Annotated in this window: 13 protein-coding genes and 2 pseudogenes; 2 read left to right on the top strand and 13 right to left on the bottom strand. The window is 58.7% G+C overall.

Annotated features, from left to right (window positions below; translation table 11 throughout):
• Nucleotides 1–2: 2 nt before the first annotated feature.
• The 13 genes and pseudogenes from JQ632_RS08305 to JQ632_RS08245 form a co-directional block, all read right to left on the bottom strand.
• Nucleotides 3–455: pseudogene (locus tag JQ632_RS08305) on the bottom strand (TrbI/VirB10 family protein); the annotation flags it as partial.
• Nucleotides 452–1930: pseudogene (gene traG / locus JQ632_RS08300) on the bottom strand (IncP-type conjugal transfer protein TraG); the annotation flags it as partial. The pseudogenes traG and JQ632_RS08305, both read right to left, overlap by 4 nt.
• Before the next feature lie 613 nt (nucleotides 1931–2543).
• Nucleotides 2544–3683: a GSU2403 family nucleotidyltransferase fold protein gene (locus JQ632_RS08295; RefSeq protein ID WP_212401808.1), complete on the bottom strand. Its 1140-nt coding sequence runs from the start codon at nucleotides 3681–3683 to the stop codon at nucleotides 2544–2546.
• Between the two features lie 125 nt (nucleotides 3684–3808).
• Complete coding sequence (gene rlxS / locus JQ632_RS08290; RefSeq protein ID WP_212401807.1) at nucleotides 3809–5776, bottom strand: relaxase/mobilization nuclease RlxS; 1968 nt, start codon at nucleotides 5774–5776, stop codon at nucleotides 3809–3811.
• A 704-nt stretch (nucleotides 5777–6480) separates the two neighbouring features.
• On the bottom strand, nucleotides 6481–6723 hold the full coding sequence (locus tag JQ632_RS08285) for a hypothetical protein (RefSeq protein ID WP_212401806.1): 243 nt from the start codon (nucleotides 6721–6723) through the stop codon (nucleotides 6481–6483).
• 630 nt (nucleotides 6724–7353) lie between these two features.
• A complete protein-coding gene (locus JQ632_RS08280) occupies nucleotides 7354–8301 on the bottom strand; it encodes a methyltransferase (RefSeq protein ID WP_212401805.1) in 948 nt (315 codons plus the stop codon).
• A gap of 491 nt (nucleotides 8302–8792) precedes the next feature.
• Entirely contained in the window at nucleotides 8793–9332 is a 540-nt protein-coding gene (locus JQ632_RS08275; RefSeq protein WP_212401804.1) for a S26 family signal peptidase, read from the bottom strand.
• Entirely contained in the window at nucleotides 9322–9543 is a 222-nt protein-coding gene (locus JQ632_RS08270; protein ID WP_212401803.1) for a helix-turn-helix domain-containing protein, read from the bottom strand. The genes JQ632_RS08275 and JQ632_RS08270 overlap by 11 nt, the downstream gene beginning before the upstream one ends.
• A gap of 150 nt (nucleotides 9544–9693) precedes the next feature.
• Nucleotides 9694–10512, bottom strand: coding sequence for a DUF2285 domain-containing protein (locus JQ632_RS08265; RefSeq protein WP_212401802.1), 819 nt, complete (start codon nucleotides 10510–10512; stop codon nucleotides 9694–9696).
• 98 nt (nucleotides 10513–10610) lie between these two features.
• Nucleotides 10611–10934, bottom strand: coding sequence for a DUF736 family protein (locus JQ632_RS08260; protein WP_212401801.1), 324 nt, complete (start codon nucleotides 10932–10934; stop codon nucleotides 10611–10613).
• Nucleotides 10935–11778: 844 nt separating this feature from the next.
• Nucleotides 11779–12663 carry a 3-hydroxyacyl-CoA dehydrogenase NAD-binding domain-containing protein gene (locus JQ632_RS08255; RefSeq protein ID WP_212401800.1) on the bottom strand — a complete coding sequence of 295 codons (885 nt, stop codon included), beginning with the start codon at nucleotides 12661–12663 and terminating at the stop codon, nucleotides 11779–11781.
• A gap of 48 nt (nucleotides 12664–12711) precedes the next feature.
• A complete protein-coding gene (locus JQ632_RS08250; RefSeq protein WP_312015582.1) occupies nucleotides 12712–13830 on the bottom strand; it encodes an ABC transporter substrate-binding protein in 1119 nt (372 codons plus the stop codon).
• A gap of 92 nt (nucleotides 13831–13922) precedes the next feature.
• Nucleotides 13923–15119, bottom strand: a complete 1197-nt coding sequence (locus tag JQ632_RS08245; protein WP_212401798.1) for a serine hydrolase — start codon at nucleotides 15117–15119, stop codon at nucleotides 13923–13925.
• A gap of 203 nt (nucleotides 15120–15322) precedes the next feature.
• On the opposite strand from JQ632_RS08245, the gene JQ632_RS08240 reads away from it, so the two are divergent.
• Both JQ632_RS08240 and JQ632_RS08235 read left to right on the top strand, forming a co-directional pair.
• Nucleotides 15323–16273 (top strand): helix-turn-helix domain-containing protein, encoded by a 951-nt coding sequence (locus JQ632_RS08240; RefSeq protein WP_212401797.1) that lies wholly within the window; start codon nucleotides 15323–15325, stop codon nucleotides 16271–16273.
• 686 nt (nucleotides 16274–16959) lie between these two features.
• A complete protein-coding gene (locus tag JQ632_RS08235) occupies nucleotides 16960–17331 on the top strand; it encodes a hypothetical protein (RefSeq protein WP_212401796.1) in 372 nt (123 codons plus the stop codon).
• Nucleotides 17332–17574: the final 243 nt, after the last annotated feature.

Raw genomic sequence — 17574 nt, 5'->3', positions numbered from 1 at the left:
CTTCACCTGCCCTTCGCAATTGTCTGAACGTCCTTGTAGGGCTTCAGCACGAGATCCTTCGAAACAATCACCCGTAGCGGCCAACCTGGCCGCACCGTGATCGTCGGCTGCACGTCGAGCTCGCGTTCCACCAGGCGCTGGCCGGCACGATTAGTCGTTTGCTGCGTGCTTTCTCGCAGTGCTTTCACGAGATCACTTTCGTCGTTGCCGATAGATAGCTGGGTCCCCACCCCGATCAGGGTTGCCAGAGCGACGCCTTTGAGTAACTGCCACGTATGGAAGTCAACCTCGTCCTCAAGGCCGGCATAGCCTGCGACGTCTGTGGCCGGAAGGTTCTCGATCACGATCGAATTGCCGTTCGGCAAGATGAGTCTCGTCCAGACGACCAGCGCCCGCTTCTGGCCAAAGGCGACGACGCTGTCGTATTTGCCCATGATCCGAGTCCCTTGCGGCGCTGTGCACGTAGTTCCGTTGCGGTGCCGAGGGCGTCCGAAATCCGTTTGGCGGTGCGCTCGTCATTGGCGGCGAAAGCAATGCGGACGTGACAATTGTCCAGGATCGCATTGTTCTCGCCATAAGCCTTTGCGATCTGATTGAGCGACTGGGCGATCAGGTAGGCGCGGATGCCGTAACCGGCCATGAAGGCGAGCGCGCTCTCGAAGAAGTCGAGCCGGCCAAGCGCAGGAAACTCGTCCAGCATCATCAGGAGCTGACGGTGCCTGCGGTCGCCTGCCTTGGTATTCAGCGTCTCGGTCAGCCGGCGGCCGATCTGATTGAGGATCAGCCTGATCAGCGGCTTGGTCCGGCTGATGTCCGACGGCGGAACGACGAGGTAGAGCGTGACCGGCTTATCGGCACTCACGAGGTCGGCGATGCGCCAATCGCAAGATTCGGTGTTTCGGCTGACGACGGGATCGCGGTAGAGCCCAAGAAAGCTCACGGCGGTTGACAGAACGCCGGAGCGTTCGTTTTCGGACTTGTTGAGCAGTTCTCGTGCCGTCGCGGCGACGACAGGATGTACCTTCGGCTCGGCCTCGGTGCCGAGGTGATTGGTTGCCAGCATGATCCGGAGCGTCTTCTCAAAGGACTGCGCCGGATCGGCCAGGATCTCGGTGACGCGGGTTAGTGTCTTCTTCTCTTCGGCGTAAAGGACGTGAAGGATGACACCGACCAGAAGCGAATGACTGGTCTTTTCCCAATGGGTGCGGCGTTCGAGCGCCCCTTCGGGATCGACCAGGATGTCGGCGATGTTCTGGACGTCGCGGACCTCGGCGGCTCCCTTGCGCACCTCCAGCAGCGGATTGTAGCGGGCGCTCCGTTCATCCGTGGGATTGAACAGAAGGCAATGCGAGAAGGTCGAACGCCAGCCGGAGGTCAATTCCCAGTTCTCGCCCTTGATGTCGTGCACCACGGCTGACGACGTCCACGAGAGCAATGTAGGCAAGACCAGTCCGACGCCCTTTCCCGATCGGGTCGGCGCAAAGCACATGACGTGTTCCGGTCCATCGTGCCGCAGATAGTTGTTCTCGAGACGCCCCAGGAAAACGCCCTTGGACGCGAACAGGCCGGCCGCCTTGATTTCCTTCGACGTCGCCCACCGAGCCGAACCGTAAGTCGTCACCAATTGGCTTTGGCGCGCGCGCCACACAGAGTTGACGATCGCAAAGAGCGCGCCCGCGATGCCGCCAGCCGCCGCAATCGCTCCGCCCTCCTCAAAGATCTCGGGCGCATAGGCCTCGTAGGCGAACCACCATTCGAACAACCGCCAAGGGAGATAGACGCGATAGCCGATGATCAGGAACCAGGGCTCACCCAAGCGCTGCTGATATCCGAGAGCTGCGGCAGTCCATTGCGTCGCGCCCCAGGTCGACACAACGACGATGCCGAGCACGACGGTGATCTGACCGAGATAGATTTTTGCTGGAAACATCCCGCTCGCCCCATACTCACGCAACGTGAGCGGCGCGATGAAAACGGTGAATGCGGCAGGCCTTCAATCGAAATAAAAAGTCGCGCTGTCAGCGAGCGCGAGATTGATCAAGTCTGATCAGGCGCCGGACTTGAAGATCAAGGTCAGCGCAGCGTCATCGAGCGCCTCAACAGCGCGTGAACACTTGGCCCAAATTGCATCTCGTTGCCATGTCACCCACTGAGCCTTTGCGATTGGCGCTCAGCACCATAGCGACCATGCGCGAGTCGGCACGACCATGAAGCACCACGATGCGATTCTGTAAGACTGAGCTGCGTCTAATTGTACTCAGGCGCGATGGGTCGGACGGGTCAGCGATCAACATGCCATTTGGCGAATAAGAGCCAGCAAGGCGTGGACAGCCCGATCACTGCCACGGTCATGTTAGGCCAGGCGCGGTCTCCAGCATGATCGGTGACGCGGACGTAATCGGCATGCCGATATCGGCATCTTCATCGGCAGCACCCGCGTGGCAGAGGCGATCATGTTGATGCAGGCTTGTGCTGCCGCTGCTGCTGGTCGAGGCGATATTGGAGCAGGGAAGCTCGAGACCGGTACTAGGCCTGCCCCAAGGTCATTTTGGCGTTGGAGCCGGCTCGCCGGTGGACTTGTCTGCCAGATCGTAATTGGCTGGATCGGAGCCGAACTCGGATACACCCTTCGCAAATTCGGTTCGGAGCAACGTCTGGAAGTCATCGTCATAGGTTGCAATGCTGGTGCGGATCGCAGCTCTCCACTGGTCACCACGATCCCATGCCTCCATGAAGGCGGAGGCAAGATCAGCGTGCTGCCGGTTCTCGATCATTGCTTCAATGATCGATCTGGCTTGAAGCCGATCCTTCGCGCTCTTGGCCGTCCCGTCGCGGTCTTGCTTCCGGCGGGATCCGACGATGAGCTTGTGGATGGCATATCGCTCTGGAGATGGAATGAGAACCGGCACGCCTGCACCGTGCAGCAGCACGGCACGGATGGGCTCGTAGATCAGGTAATCGAGAAAGCGCAGCGGAAATGCCGCCGCACCACCGAGCGCCGGCATCGGAACTGGCTTGCCTGCCTGATCATCGGACCACTGGTTCGGTGTCAGGAATTCCACCTTGAAGTTGCCTCTCGACACGAATTGGGTGGAAACCCTGCCATCGGCTTGGCTTGGGACCTCACGAAAGGTCTGGTCGACTTGTCGAAGTACCTCCAGGATGGGAGGTATGGAGTCCTTGATGGCTACCGAGATTTCGTGGAATTGCGCAAAGTCGGCATCACCAGTCTGCATGGCGACCGCATCGAGGCGTCGGCCAAGCACGGCGGAGTAACATTGGTAGGCCACAGTACCGACGAGCACTCCCCTCATGCGGAAGAAGCCAGCCTTGGCCAGTTGCTCCACGACTTGGCCAACCATGGGTAAGGGGCGCGGCAGATAGGCTTCGCGGGTCAGCGTGGACACAAGGCGGCGACGTCCCTTCAGGTCGGCCTTCAAATCTTTGAATGCCTCAACCCGTTTGGTGATTTCGGGATCGTCCACTGGACCGACGTAGCGGCGATCCTGGCCACCACCCTCGGGCTTGGGTGTGTCGAAGTACCAGTATTTCTTGTCCTTGACCTCGACGGCCACGAATCTTCCATTCGAGGAGAATTCGGAGGTGAAGCTTTCATCGAGGCTACGCTGGGCCAATTCCGAATATAGCGTTTGATAGGTGATATCGAGGCGGGCGGACGTCATGCCGGGAACCCCAGTTATACTATTTTCGCGAAAATAGTATAACCCATTCCCCGCAGGGGCAAGCCCGTTATACTATTTCCGCAAAAATAGTATAACTTCTATATTTATCAGTGACTTACGTAGATCTATAGGCCCAACCCGCGCTTGATGCCGATCGACCAGGATATGCCCTCGCCCCCGACCTGACCGGTGACCAATTGCCCGCGCGCACGCTCCAGCACCGGCCGCCAGGCCACCAGCGCAAACTCGTGAGACCGCTCGATCAAGGCGAACCGTCCGCTGTTCAGCGTCAGCATGCGCCGATAGACGCCGTCGATCTTGTCGCCGGCCTTGACGTCGATAGGTTCGAGGCCGGTGCGCGCGGATATGTCAGCCGCGGTCCGCGACAGCTCTCGGGCCTGGAGCGTCTCAAGCATGTTTCGCGCAAAACGCAGCTGGCCACCCTCCTCTCGCGCCAGCCCCTGCTCGATCAGCCATTGCCGCCTTGCTCGCAATGCGGTCTCGACCTCCCCGCCGAAGCCGGCCGACGCGAACTCAGCTGTCTCCCTCCCAACAAGCTTGCGATCAAGCCAAGTTGCGCCCAGCGCCTGCGGCAGATCCTCAAGCCTTTGCCACGACAGCACCGCGACCCGGACCGGACTGCGCGATTGCTGAAGCTCCTCGTATCGAAGCGCCCGGTCCAGATAATCCTGCCCGGCGCTCCAACTGCCATCGGCAAGACGGCTGACTATCCCTTCGCGCCGCATCGCCTCCAGGCGCCGCACGTGGGATCCGACAAATTCGCCCGACGCTTGCGGGTCGAATTCCCGATGCAAACGGTCGCTGTAGATGCCGCCATGGCGGGCGGCGATTTCTGCGATCGTCCGGTCGATTGCGCGCGGTTCAGCGACGCGCGCCCTGAGCTCCAGAATCGTATTCCGGACAGGCGGCTCTTCGTCGGCGCGAAGGGTACCAATCTCGACATAGTGCGTCCGCCCGTCCACCCCATCGATCACGACATAACGGCGCTCCGTCAGTTCGTCGGCAAACCCCTCGCCAACAACCCGCCCGACCAGGCGATGAGCGCTTCGTTCCGGATCGAAGATCGTGTAGTCGCTGGCCGCCCGCGTAACTCCTGCGGCTGCCATCTCGCGATGCATGGTCTTGATGATATCGCCGCGTTCCCCCATGCGCCTGAGCTTCGGCTCGAGCTCAGGGTCGATCCGCCAGCGCCCCGGTTCAGTCTCCTCCGCCAACCCCATCCGCTCCAGGGTTCGCAGCCGTCCGATCCGCGCCGTTTGCCAGGCGGGCGCCCGTCCAGACAGCGCACCCAGCTCAAGAGCTCCGCTAAAGGCATCTCGCAGGATGCTCCGGTCAAGCCGCGTGAGCCGCTCGGCCGTGACCTCCTGCTGGAGCTTGCGCGCGACTCCGATCACTGTTTCAGGGCCGAGCTCTCGCGTGATCAGTTCCGCTGCCCGCGATCGGAAACCATGAGCGATATAGTCGCGTGCGATCACGAGGTCGTCTCCTCGGTCATCCTTGCCGCGCAAGACGATGTGGGTATGGGGATGGCCGGTGTTGAAATGATCAGCGGCGACCCATTCGAGCCTGGTGCCGAGGTCCTGCTCCATCTGCCGCATGAGGTCGCGGACGAAGGGTTTCAGGTCCGCCAGCTCCGCGCTGTCCTCCGGCGCCACAATAAACCGGAACTGGTGGCGATCGCCGGCGCTGCGCTCCGTAAAGCTATTGCCATCGGCGCGGTCACTGCTGGCGTCGTATAGCTCCCCCGGCTCGCCCTCGCGCGTGACGCCGTCGCGTTGGACGTAGCGGAGGTGCGCTCGCACAGCACCGGTGTCACCTGACTTGATCCGCACGATTCGGGCCTTGATCACGACACGGCGTTGCCCCTGGCTTCGTCCGCGCCCGGCCAACACCGCACCCTGCGCGTGGCCACGGCCAATGCGGCCGCCAGTGAACGACGAACCTGGCCGCGCACTGGCGCCGGCCTTGGCCGCCTCCTGGCGGACCCGTCGAAGATAGCTGGCCGCACGCTTGGTCCTGCGATTGCCGATCCGCCCGAGCTTCACTTCGAATTCGTCTTCGATCTCTCGCATGGCATGCATCCGACGTTTGGAGAAGACGCCGATATGTGAAGCCGACGAGGGCTCGCCAAGACGCAGACGCAATTGCCCAAGTTCGCCATTGCGTTGGGTCTCACCTGGCGACAGCGAAGATCCAGAGAGCGCCAAATCTTGGATGTGCAGACAACGGCTTAGGCGCTCCGTGGCGCCAGTGCTTTTATCTTGCCCTCCCGCTTTTTTGCTTTCCTACGACGAGATCAAAAGTCGTCGTCTCCCGGTCGCTGATTCCCAAGCCCCAAATTCCAAGCCAACAAACACTCGGTACTCGGCGATTTACGACGAAACGCAGTTCGGGTCATTGCGGTAGATGCTTCCAATAGCGCCTGCCCGAACACGTCGACAGGTGACCGATTCATTGCGAAAGAGCCGCTGCGACTTGGCCCGCGATAGCGATCGTTACCCGAAGGGCCGAGACACCCGGAGGGTGGCTCGGTGAGGAGCGAAGCGACGAGTAGAGCGCGGGCCGAAGGCATCGCCCAGCACGTTATTGTCGTACTCCTCCGCGAATTCTTGCGCGCGTACGCGAGGGTCCTGGTACTCATAAAGGAGCTGGCCGACCGATTTCCGATTAGGCCCGAACAGTGGTGGAGAAGCAGCAATCTTCCGATGTCGCTGAAGGGCTAGCAGCGGAAGTCACCGTAGGCTGAAAGTAAAAGTGGCCGGCAACTGAGGTGGCCTTACTCTGAATCGATCCTATAAACGTCACCCGGGCCGAGGTTTAGTTCCTCGAACATCTTTTGCTGCTTTTCCGTGAGGATTGCTGGAACAACTTCCGCCGTCCAGCCTTCGGGAACGGCGGCGAGGACCAATGTCAACGCCTGGCTAGGCTTGGCTAAGGCAAGCCACAACTGCTTTGTGGATGGCACCTCGTCCGAGGTCGCCTCAACGATAGTGAACGAATTGCCGAACGACTCCGCCATCGCTCGCTAATGCCTCTGCGTGTCGCTAGTTGCTACTGTGAGGCAGACGAACTGGGCCAGCTATCAAGCGATATGTGGGCACCCAAGCGGTGTTCCACGATTCCATGGTTGCGCCGCAAACCGAGCACTCGAAGCTGGCTATTTCCCGCGAAGGGGCCATCGCCTCGGTGCGGCTGTAAACAGCGCCGCATGGACAGGATCGATGATGAGACTCTGGCATGCATCTTTATGCGCCAGAAAAACAAAACAGGCCACCGAGCAATTCAAACTAGGCCAACTGGGGTCGGCAACAGGCAGCGCCGTCCGTTGAATGGGAATAAACGGCGACCCCAGCACGGAATGAGAACGGTCAAAAGTCCTCTCAGGGTAAAATCGCTAAGAACTCAGGTTGAGCAAGTCTGGTCCGCTCTGGGCTTGATGAGACGACCTCCGTCGGACACGGCGCAAGTTCGCAGATGGGCTAAAGGTGATCAGCGTCTGAATGAAAAATGGCTGCGCTGTACAACGGGCCTTTGGGCTGTCCGACGAGCGCTGAAGTTCATCAGGCGCACAGAGGCCGACCGAGTGAACCAGGCTTGGCAGCCTGGCTCGCTCAGACAATTTGCGAGACGAAATTCGCCGCAAAGACCGTCAGCGCTTGGGCGCGTAGGGTCCAAGATCGTTGAACAAGTCCGCCTGGAGGGGGCGTTCGTCAAACCGAATTCCGCCCCTGGCTTTGGCCTCGACCTCGCGAATTATCGCGTCCTGCCGCTCGACTGGAACGCCGTTTTTGCTCCAGAGAGCGCGCAGCTCGGCCTCAGGCTCGGCCGAAGATCGAGCCTTGTTGCGGGGGATTTCCTCGAAGTTGGCGCAGACGATTTCGACATTGGGCGCGACGCCCTTCCATGTGTCACGATAGAAAGAGCAGTCCACGCCGCAGCCCGCTTCGAGGTGAATTCCGGTCTGCTCGGTGAACTTGAGATAATCCGCGCTCTTGCGTTCGCGGTAGCACTGCACGCCGCTATATTGGAACGGTGCAGACGTCTGCGGGATGATGAACGCGCCATAATCCGCAATACCGGAAGCGATATCGATCACGTGAAACTCGAAAGAGCGTCCGGTATACCGGGGTCCGCTTCCGATCCTCGGAGTGGCTCCGAATGGGGGATTTGCGATCGCGCAGCCGAAACGACCGAGGCTTGTCAGGTCCAAACTGAACACGTCGGCGCAAATCCAATTGGCTTCCGGCAGCACCTTGCGACCGACCTCGACATAGGCAGAATTGCGTTCGATGCAGACGATCTCTTTCTGTGGCTCGTCGCGACCGCGCGCATAGTGTGCCCTCCAATAGACGTGGAATGCGAGCGCGCCAATCCCGGCGCAAAGGTCGACCGTTCGGCCGCCGTAAGCATCAATTGCGAAGTCTCCGGCAAGCCCGCTAGGGGTAAAGAACGCCCCCGCCGCTCCGTTGATGTGGCTTGCGCCCTCGTGCCAATTGTCCAGCACAAACACACGCTCATCATAGGTGAGGACGTCTTTCTTGAGCAATTCGACAGCCTCGGCATGTGCCTTGGCCTCCGCCTTCGTAAGTTTTGCCATCGTGTGTCTCGCTTGTGGGCCCTTGATGGGCGTTTGATCGGCGCGGCGCGCATGGCCTTCGCCATGCCGCCTGCCCGTCGGCGAGACCGGGGTTTCGGGGGCAAGAGCTTGTTTCGGCGCCGGTGCGCCGGCGCGAATCCGATGGTGCGCAACGCGGTTGCACCGAGCCGCGTGAGCTGCGACGTGCGACCGACTTGCTGCACCGGAGGGCGAAAGAAGGTCTTGCAGGGGTGAGGGGCAGCGCCCCTCAAGTCCCCCTGCTTAAAAGAAAAGTGCTTTTCGCATGCTAACCCGTGCGCGAGCTGGTGCGATCAATCCTCTTGATCACCACCGTCATGATCCGACGGGGCGTCGTGGAGGTTTGTCAGCCCAGTGCTGAACGACCTTGCCTGCAGGCCTGACGCGTTGCAGGCGATCAGGCCTCGAGCCGAGGGGGAAACATGACGGGCGCGCGTTCTTACTTCAGACGCGCGCCGGTCGTCGCCAACCGCTCACATATCGGGATTCCATGTCCACAGTGGACGCGCGACCCCCAGGATGTCGCACCGAAGCACCGGCCCGAAGTAGCGCGAGTCAAAAGAATTCGGGTGGGGCTGCAGCAGGAAGTATTCGCCCTCAACGAGCCGCATGCAGCCCTCCCAGGCCGGCAGAGGCCGCCCTTGCCGGTCTTTGTCGAGCACCTCGGCAACGACCTTTCCGTTGATGGAGATGTTGCCGATCGGCTCCCTGGTGCGGCAGATTTCGTCTCCGCCGATGGCCTCGACCCGCTTTAGAAGAGGCACCGGCATGGGGAGGATCTCGTGCGCGATGATCAGGAGCTCGATTCCAGGAGGTGGCTTGAAGACGGCGAGCTCGCCGCGCACCGGCAGGCGCGGCTCCAGATAGTAGAAACCGAGCGGCGCGCTGCCCGTGGCATTGTAGATCAGCAGCGGCACCGCCGGAGCGGACGACATCAGAAGCGTGATGATGCCGGCGCACATGGCTGAGAGCGTTGAGGCCTGGCGCCATAGTCTCATGCGGTCAATCGGCATCGGAGGTCGACCTCCTCTTGCTCGCATGCGACCATTCGACGAGGTCTTCGATGTGGTAGCGGACGTAGCGTCCATGTTTGCGGTAGGTCGGTCCCCTGCCCTGGACCCGCATCTTCTCCAGCGTGTTCTTCGTGAGCCTGAGCCAGATGGCCGCCTCCGCAGTGTTGAGGAACGGCTTGTCCGGCTCCTTGTCGTCAGCTTTCGTGATCATCCAGCTTTCCTTCCCACACCTCGTACAACCAAGAGGTGCAAGAAGAAGCGTCGTCAGATTGGAGAGGCTTTGTGGAGTGGCGAAGTTCAGAGTTTCTCTTTCGCCATCCTGCGCGAGCAAACTTCGTCAAAAGAGAATGACAAATTTCGATCAGCTCAAAAGGTCGCGGTAACCGCCCTTCATCAATTCGGTGCCCTTGGCGACGAGGCGTCGGGTGCGATCGCGCAAAAATTGACTATGCCCGTGCCATTCTTCAGTGACTTTCTTCTCTCCGAAGATCGCAATTGCGATCTGCCGATATGTCTTACCGTGCAGGCTCTCGTCCAGCGCAATGAGAGCCTGATGGAGCCGCTCGTCGGCTGCCGCGGAGGGTTTTTGAAACGCTCTAAAGTCCGCCTCGGTGAAGCGCTGCAGACGCTTTAGAAGCTCAGCTTGAGACGCGAGGTCATCGAGATCGTGCAGCTCAAAGACCGGCGTGAAAGCCGCGGTCAGGACCGAAAGCCCGTGGATTTCGAGAGGCACGCGAACACCATTGCGCTTCATCATGACTAGTGGAACGCCGTCGATACCTATCACTGCCTGTCGATCAGCATTGAAGTCAGCAAGCCGTCGGACTTTCGCCTCTTCGCCCTCGATGGGCTTCCTCGCATTCAGCCGAACGACCCGCTTCAAAGTATTGGTATGCCAGAACGCGGTTGCCTCGTGAGCGCAAAGTCTTGGATCGGCGAAGGCGTAAAGTCCCCACCTCTCGGCCCGCGGGAACCTCCGCCTGAGGCGCAATAGCTTGGTGCCGTCGTTGAGCGTGATGCACGGCAAGTGCTGAGGTACGGATCTTCGCCAATCGGCGACGTAATCGGCATTGCGTCGTAGGAACTCCCATGCCCAATCGCCACCGTCATAGTCGGCGGGAATACAGGAAGCCGCATGATCATGGGCAAGACCACGGCTCGCATTAGCTGAATGGATCAAACAGGCGTCCCAACAAATTCCAATACAACTTTGGATCGTCCTGTCCAAATGGGGCAAGAGAACGGCCCCGCGAGCAGTTCTCGCGGGGCCGATTGGCGTCAGTCCGCCGGATTCCAGATCAGGGCAAACACGCTGTCGTCATCCTGGCCGGCGGCGCGGCCGAGATTGGCGTAGAGCTTGCGCGGGCCGAATTCGGGCGCCGCCAAGGACAGGCTCACATAGTCCTTGCGGCTGTTCTCGCCGCGGCGGACCCACCCTGCCCCAATCTCGACCCCCTGGGTAAAGACCCGGAAGTCGGGATGGGTCTCCGCGCTCTTGTCGCGGTTCGGGATGATATCGATATCGGCGCGAATTGAGACGGTCTTGAGCTGACCCTTGTAGCTACCATTGTCGTTCTTGGTGACGTATCCGATCGCGGTCATGGTCTTGTCCTCTTCTGTTGCTCGCGAGGAGCCGATCCCCTCGCGATGGCGAGACCGTTATGGGAAGCGAAACGCCTTCGAACCCGCATGCGGGGCGCAGCGCACGCGGAGCACCTGAGCCGGAAGCTTTTTTGAAGCGAAGCGGCCGCGAGGAGCCGGACGCATTTGTCCGGCGGGGAAAAAAGTTGGCGGCGAGGGTTTTGGCAGGCGGAGCGCTTCCCATAGGTCTCTTCGCCACGCGCAGGGTGTCGGACCCGCTGAAACGGAAACTGCGAGGAGAGACCCGGACGATCGGGGCGGCGCCAAGAACGATAATGATAGCTACAAGCGCCGGCCGTATGCGTCTTTCATTTTCCTAACCCATATAGAACTCCGCCGAAACGGGACAAGAGAGCTGAGGCCATCTTGACTAGGGGGTATTCACCCGCGGCGTCGAGCCACGCGCGGTTGAATCCGCTACGATGAAACAACGGCAAGGACGTGTGAGCCTGTCGCTGACGGCGGCTGCGATACCCTTAATCGCCCACTCTAAGCCAAGCTTGGTCGCGCCGCCAGCTGGGCGGCGACAGCGTGTTCGCCTTGATTTGGAATTCGGCGATTGACGCCAACCGGTCACCGAAAGCCGCTCGCGGGGCCGTTCTCTTGCCCCAACCTCCGAACCTTGCGGCGACATTTTCGAAGGCGCAATGTACGCTTGCCAAGGTGTCGCGATGTCAATCGACGAGCTTCACTTGTCCAACCAATTGCTCTTCTTGGCGGACACAATCAAGCACTTGCATGCCCAATCGATCGAGCATTCCCGACTGTTCGGCACCGGAATAATATCCAACGGCACCTCACGGGTTCAATCTCTCCGCCTTGTTTCGGGCGAGAATTGCAGTGCCGCACTCATCAAAATAGATTTCAGGCGACCATTCCGAAGTTCCGTCAATTCATCGACTGAAAGGCCACCCATTTGCTTTTGGGTGCTGTCAATTATTTCGCGTTTGAGTTCGGACGTCATAGTTGGACGCTTAGCATCGTCCCAAAGGTCTTCAAATACGGGCCCGAGATGGTCCATGAAGTGAGCTAGGCCGCCTGAGCCACCACCTAAGTGGAACGTTGCAAAGGGCCCCAGGAGAGCCCATCGCGGACCCAATGCGTAAATCATAGCGGCGTCCACATCCTGCACGGTCGCCTGTCCTGTCGCGACAGCGTCGACCGCCTCACGCCATACCGCTGCCTGCAAGCGATTTGCGAGATGGCCTTTTCGCTCGACGTTCAACCTAATCGGACGCTTACCGATTGCCGTGTAAAATCGCACGGCCTCCTCGAGCACCGAAGGAGCGGTATCGCGGCCGCCGACCACTTCAACCAGCGGGACTAGATGAGGCGGATTGAAGGGATGCCCCACGAGAACCCGCTCGGCGAAGCTTAATCCCGCCTGGAGGTCGGACGGCAGCAAAGCTGACGAAGAAGAGGCAACGATCGCATGTGATGCAAGCTTGTTGGAAAGCCTTGCGTACAACTCGCGTTTAACAGCGAGATCCTCGGGCGCGCTTTCCTGAACAAAATCGGCGCCCTCTACAGCGTCTTCAGGCGTCTCGCACCATTGGATTGAACTTGAAGTATCAGCTTGAATGAGAGAATGTTGTGGATCCCACGCTTTGACCGTCTGGCATTGCGTCGAGAACGCGGCAATCCAGCTCGAACCGATCAACCCGCAGCCCAGCACGGCGACAGTTGGCATTTACCCTACCCTAATTGGCTCTTCTATGGTGTGGATGCAGTGGAGCGGCTACCTCACTGAGATCAGCGCTCCCGCCGGTCGCCAGGTTGAGCCGTCCCACTTGCCGAGCTGAATCTGCTCAATTGGGAAATGATCGTCAGGAGCGGTATTTAGAACGATACCGGGCGCGAGCAGGGGTAGGGCCAAGTCCCTTATATCTGAGGCCTGCTTCATGATGTTTCCCCTGCTGAGGTCATCTCCGCAACGGGTCAGTACATCGACTACGGTTTGAGCGACCGAATAGCCGTAAACAGGAGCGAAATCGTTGTCTTGCACTCCCGGCATATACTTTCGCATGAAATCGAAGTACTCCGCGAGCGAAGGGTCTTCCCTCCATTTAGGATCGTTCCAATCCTTGAAAAAGGTCGCCGTATACAGGGAGAGATCGCTTCTGCCCTTCACTGTTTCCGTTGTTACGGGCACCAATGAGGCGCCACCGGTTACATAAACAGTGGGGGACCAATTCATCTCAACGAGCTTGCGTACGAACTGCGCGGCAAACTTTGGAATGGCTGCGAGTATGACCGCATCGGGGCTGGCCGCTCGCACATTCACAAATTGGGATTCAATCGTGGGGGCGCTCGTCTCATAGCTGAATTCTGAGATTAGCTTTGCCGAATTCTGCTTGTCGAGCACGTCTTTGACCCCGAGCAGATAGTCCTTACCGAAGTCATCGTTTTGATAGAGCACCGCAATGCGCGCAGCCGGATTCTTGTCGATTGCGTCCCGCGCAAAGGCTCTTGCTTCAGACCGAAAACTTGGTTGCCACCCCATACTCCAGGGATAGTCCTTCACGTCACCCCAATAGTGCGCTCCTGTCGCAACGAACAATTGCGGTATCTTCTGCCTGTTGAGATATTTGGCCTGTGCAGCGTTCGTTGGTCCTCCAAAACTGTTGAACATGAACGCAATTTCATCGTCTTCGACCAACTTTCGCAGCTGCTCGACCGACTTGGGCGGCGAATAGGCGTCGTCTCGGGACAGGAGTTCGATTTTCCTCCCATTGATTCCGCCTTTCTCGTTCAGCATTCTAAAGTAGGCGTCTTGCACTTTGCCTATGAGGCCGTATTGAGAAGCTGGGCCGCTATAAGACGTCGTTTGCCCGACTTTGATTTGGTTTTCCGACACTCCCGGCTCTGCCGCGAAAGCAGCAACCGAGGCCAACTGCGCAGACAGAACTGCGATTGCGATACGACATCGAGACATAATTCCATGTTCTCCTAAAGGTTCTTTCCGCCGCGCAGTGCCTGATAAACAAGCTGACGAAGGAGCCGCCGACAGTGATGGCGTTGATCGGGAGCCTGCATCATGAAGACGCAGACCATCTCTTCGGCTGGGTCTACCCAGGCATATGTTCCTGATATCCCGGCCCAAGAGAAGTCACCGACAGATCCTGGAAGCGAGTTTAGACCGCGATGAGTTCTAATCAGAAAGCCCAAACCGAATCCTTGCCCCAGTTCTGGAAGAGGAGCCAACGCGCCGAGACTTGGCATGTACGCTCCAAAGTTCACCTGCGCCGGAAGATGGTTTGCAACCATCCAGCTAGCCGTGGCACGACTCAGGAGAACGCCTTGGTCATGAACAAGGTCATCCAAAAGCGTTTGAAGGAATGCGTAGTAATTGTGAGCACTTGAGAGCAGGCCGCCCCCGCCGGAATACCAAGATGGCGATACGTTGCTCTCCCAGAATGCGGGCATCCACGGCATTCGACCCGATGCCTGGTCTCGAAAAGGCTGGGCAAGACGCGATTGCGACCTACTGGAGAGCAGGAACCCGGTATCGTCCAATCCCATAGGAGCGAGCACAAGATCATGTAAGGCCCCCTGAAGATCGCGGGCCAAAAGGCGTTCAATGATCAGCCCGAGCACGTCCGTGGACATGCCATACTCGAAAGTGCTTCCAGGAACATAGAGGAGATCTATCCGCGCAAGCTTCTCAACCAGATCGCTCGAGGTCTGCTGCGGGTCCAACACGTTGAGGCGGCGATAGCTCTCGTGGATAGGCCCAGACCCGAAATCGCCGTATGTGAAGCCTGAGGTGTGCCGAAGCAGGTCGTGAACTTTGATCGGCGGCGTGGCGGCGCTCGAACGACAACAGAGACCGTCGAATTCCGGCAGGTAACGCGCGACAGGTTCGTCGAGCGAGAGCATGCCGCGTTCGACGAGGATCATTGCCGCGACCGACGTGATCGGCTTTGTGAGCGAAGCCAGCCGAAACAGGGAATCCCGCCGCATCGGGACTTCCCTGGCCGGATCGCAATATCCGAATGATTCGAAGATTACCGGTTTACCAAAACGCGCCAATAGCACGACTGCGCCGGGAATTATCCCGCTCTCAACTTGCTGCTTGATCACTTCACCCAATCGGGCAAGCCGTGTTGGGCAAAAGCCCACCTCTTCCGGCGTGACGCACTTCATACGGGGTCAACTCTCGCCTTTGCCCTGTTGGATCGCCCGGGGCCTAAGAGGCCTGAGGTCTGTGCGTCTCCTTGACAGGTTTTCGCGAGCTGGGTTTGCGATATGGCTCACTGTGCTTTGTTCCTGGCGCTCCCAAACACTCCCAGTTGCGTGCTTTCCCCGCCATTGGCATACTGGACGCTAATTCAAGGCATGGCCCATCAATGTGGAAACAACCCGGCTCGACCGAAATACTTGTCGCTCGCACTTCCGATGTGCAACTCGCTGAGCAGGTCGAGTATTGGTCTTCTGCTTTCGGATCAATCTGGGGAAGAGTGCAGCTCTTTCCGGAGGAGCACCAATCGTTCTCCGGCGATTTGCATTCGGTCCGGGTCGCCTCGTTGAGAGCTAATCGAATATCTTTTGAAGGCCTGCGGTTCAGACGGACCGAAGCCAACCCGGAGCAGGCGTTCTACTCGCTCGCATTTCCGCAACGAGGTCAGGCAAGTATTCGGATGGGCAACGACGGACTCGCGCTCGGGCCGGGTTCAATGTTCTTGCTTGATAATTCGCGCCCCGCAGAATTTTTTGCATGCAACTCATACGAAACGCTAAATATTCAAATTCCGATTTGCAGAATGAAGCAGCGGATAGGCAAACAGTTTAACAGCAGCTTTCTCCGCGTAGACGCTAGCCAAATACTACCAGAACTTTTGCAGGACATTCTGATAAAAGTAAGCGCCTTGACGAGTCCACTCGAAACGCGTTCGGCAACGCTTTTGGAGCAGCAGATTTGCGACATCGCTGCGTTTTGTTTTGCGGCGGCAGACGCTTCCGAATCGGAGGAAGGTGTACTTCTCCTCGCGCAGCGCGAGCGCAGCGAGAAGCACATCGCCCGGCTCCACGCACGGGCAGACCTGTCTCCATCTATGATAGCCAGAGCATGTGGCATTTCCGAAAGCTACCTACATAAGGTCTATCGCGGGAGTGGCCAGACGGTCATGGAGCGTGTCAAAGAGCTTAGACTGGAAACGGCTCACACCCTTCTCTGCCAAAAGGGGCGCACCTGCACAGTGTCTGAGGTCGCATACGAAGTTGGTTTCAAATCGTTGGCGGAGTTTTCTCGAGCATACAAGAAGCGCTTTGGAACCTCGCCGGGGCGTACGCGGCTCTGAGATCGATGTTGCCCTCCGAGTTTGAGGCTGAATTACATTGTTGGCCAAGCTTCCCAAGGGGGGCCGACGCCAGAACGTCGATTGTCGATCAACGAATTTGGATGAGAGCTCTTTGGGCAGATCCATCCTGCGCTTTAGTGACAAACCAACGTATCTCATGCCTCAAGTAGAGCTCTTAGATTCGTGCTAAGAAACGTTGAGGTCGCTCCGTTAAACCCACGACTTGCTTGCACGTGCTTTCGGTCGAAATACCGACAGGCGGCAGTGAATTTACGAAACTGTTCTATTTTAACTATCCTCCCAGAAGAACCTTGGCGAGAACACAACGCTCTCGCCATTTTTTTCGCCAATACACATGCGTGTGTCCTAACTATCAAAGAGAAGCCGCCGTTCTCGTTTTTGATGCTTCGACCAATTCACCAACCATGGTCGTTTCAATAAACCCGCGCCCCGTCTTGCACCATGCGGCGCAAGGCGACGCGAGCAATCGTTTGGGGCGTGTTGGCATTCTCTTCCTGGCAGATCAATGCATGCTGATTTCTCCGGTGGATGACAAGTAGAGTCTCTGCCGAACGACTTGAGAGTAGGCAACAAACCGCCTCCCTCCCCTCATGCTAACAACTGAACTCTAGGAAAACGAAACGGTTGTCGCTGACGCAGAGCAACCGACGTTGGGGGAGGCCTGCATGTCGGAAGGGGCGATCGCTACTGATTCCATGGACATCGTCGGTCGTGGTGCCGTTAGGTTGTCCCGCTCCTGCCTGGCTTCTTTGACTGATATCATCCGGCGGGACGTTGATGACACCATCGTTCCGCGCGCTGACACTCCCATCGGCCAGTGTGACCAGATCGCCCAGTTGCGAGCGCTAGGTTTTCAGAATCACGAGCAACAGCTGACCATAGAGTTAGACTCGATTGTCCGCATCGCCTCCATGGCGAGGCTGCTCGTTTCGGTGGCTATTCCGAATCTGGTTGAGCAGAGACTGCTGTTTGGCGATCCAGCTGCGCGCGGTGCAGGACTGTTGCCTCCAGTGGAGGGCAATCTGTGTTTCGCATAGATGGTCGTGGCTGGCGCGCATGCAGGAACGTTTGGGCGTTCTCGTGCAAAACTGTGGCGTTGAGGACCAGCGGACATTTCCCGCCGGAGAATGCATACGGATCCACCACGATTGATTTGAGCGGGCGCCAACGCGGGGGATGGAACAGTACGAGCGTTGCGGGCGCACTTGGCGTTTGGCTATTCAGATTGTTTTGCCTGACAGCCCACGCAGGTCGTCTCGATCAGTCTCCAGGTCGGCATC

The sequence above is a fragment of the Bradyrhizobium liaoningense genome (genome assembly GCF_018130955.1).
GTDB classification, from domain to species: Bacteria; Pseudomonadota; Alphaproteobacteria; order Rhizobiales; family Xanthobacteraceae; genus Bradyrhizobium; species Bradyrhizobium liaoningense_C.
This window is presented reverse-complemented; position numbering and strand designations above follow the sequence as displayed.

Coding starts and splice junctions, on each gene's coding strand:
- JQ632_RS08245 (WP_212401798.1), bottom strand. CDS start 15,119: ATGAAGTGCGTCACGCCGGAAGAGGTGGGCTTTTGCCCAACACGGCTT.
- JQ632_RS08270 (WP_212401803.1), bottom strand. CDS start 9,543: ATGATCACGAAAGCTGACGACAAGGAGCCGGACAAGCCGTTCCTCAAC.
- JQ632_RS08285 (WP_212401806.1), bottom strand. CDS start 6,723: ATGGCGGAGTCGTTCGGCAATTCGTTCACTATCGTTGAGGCGACCTCG.
- JQ632_RS08240 (WP_212401797.1), top strand. CDS start 15,323: ATGTGGAAACAACCCGGCTCGACCGAAATACTTGTCGCTCGCACTTCC.
- JQ632_RS08255 (WP_212401800.1), bottom strand. CDS start 12,663: ATGCCAACTGTCGCCGTGCTGGGCTGCGGGTTGATCGGTTCGAGCTGG.
- JQ632_RS08275 (WP_212401804.1), bottom strand. CDS start 9,332: ATGCCGATTGACCGCATGAGACTATGGCGCCAGGCCTCAACGCTCTCA.
- JQ632_RS08280 (WP_212401805.1), bottom strand. CDS start 8,301: ATGGCAAAACTTACGAAGGCGGAGGCCAAGGCACATGCCGAGGCTGTC.
- JQ632_RS08295 (WP_212401808.1), bottom strand. CDS start 3,683: ATGACGTCCGCCCGCCTCGATATCACCTATCAAACGCTATATTCGGAA.
- rlxS (WP_212401807.1), bottom strand. CDS start 5,776: ATGCGAGAGATCGAAGACGAATTCGAAGTGAAGCTCGGGCGGATCGGC.
- JQ632_RS08235 (WP_212401796.1), top strand. CDS start 16,960: ATGTCGGAAGGGGCGATCGCTACTGATTCCATGGACATCGTCGGTCGT.
- JQ632_RS08260 (WP_212401801.1), bottom strand. CDS start 10,934: ATGACCGCGATCGGATACGTCACCAAGAACGACAATGGTAGCTACAAG.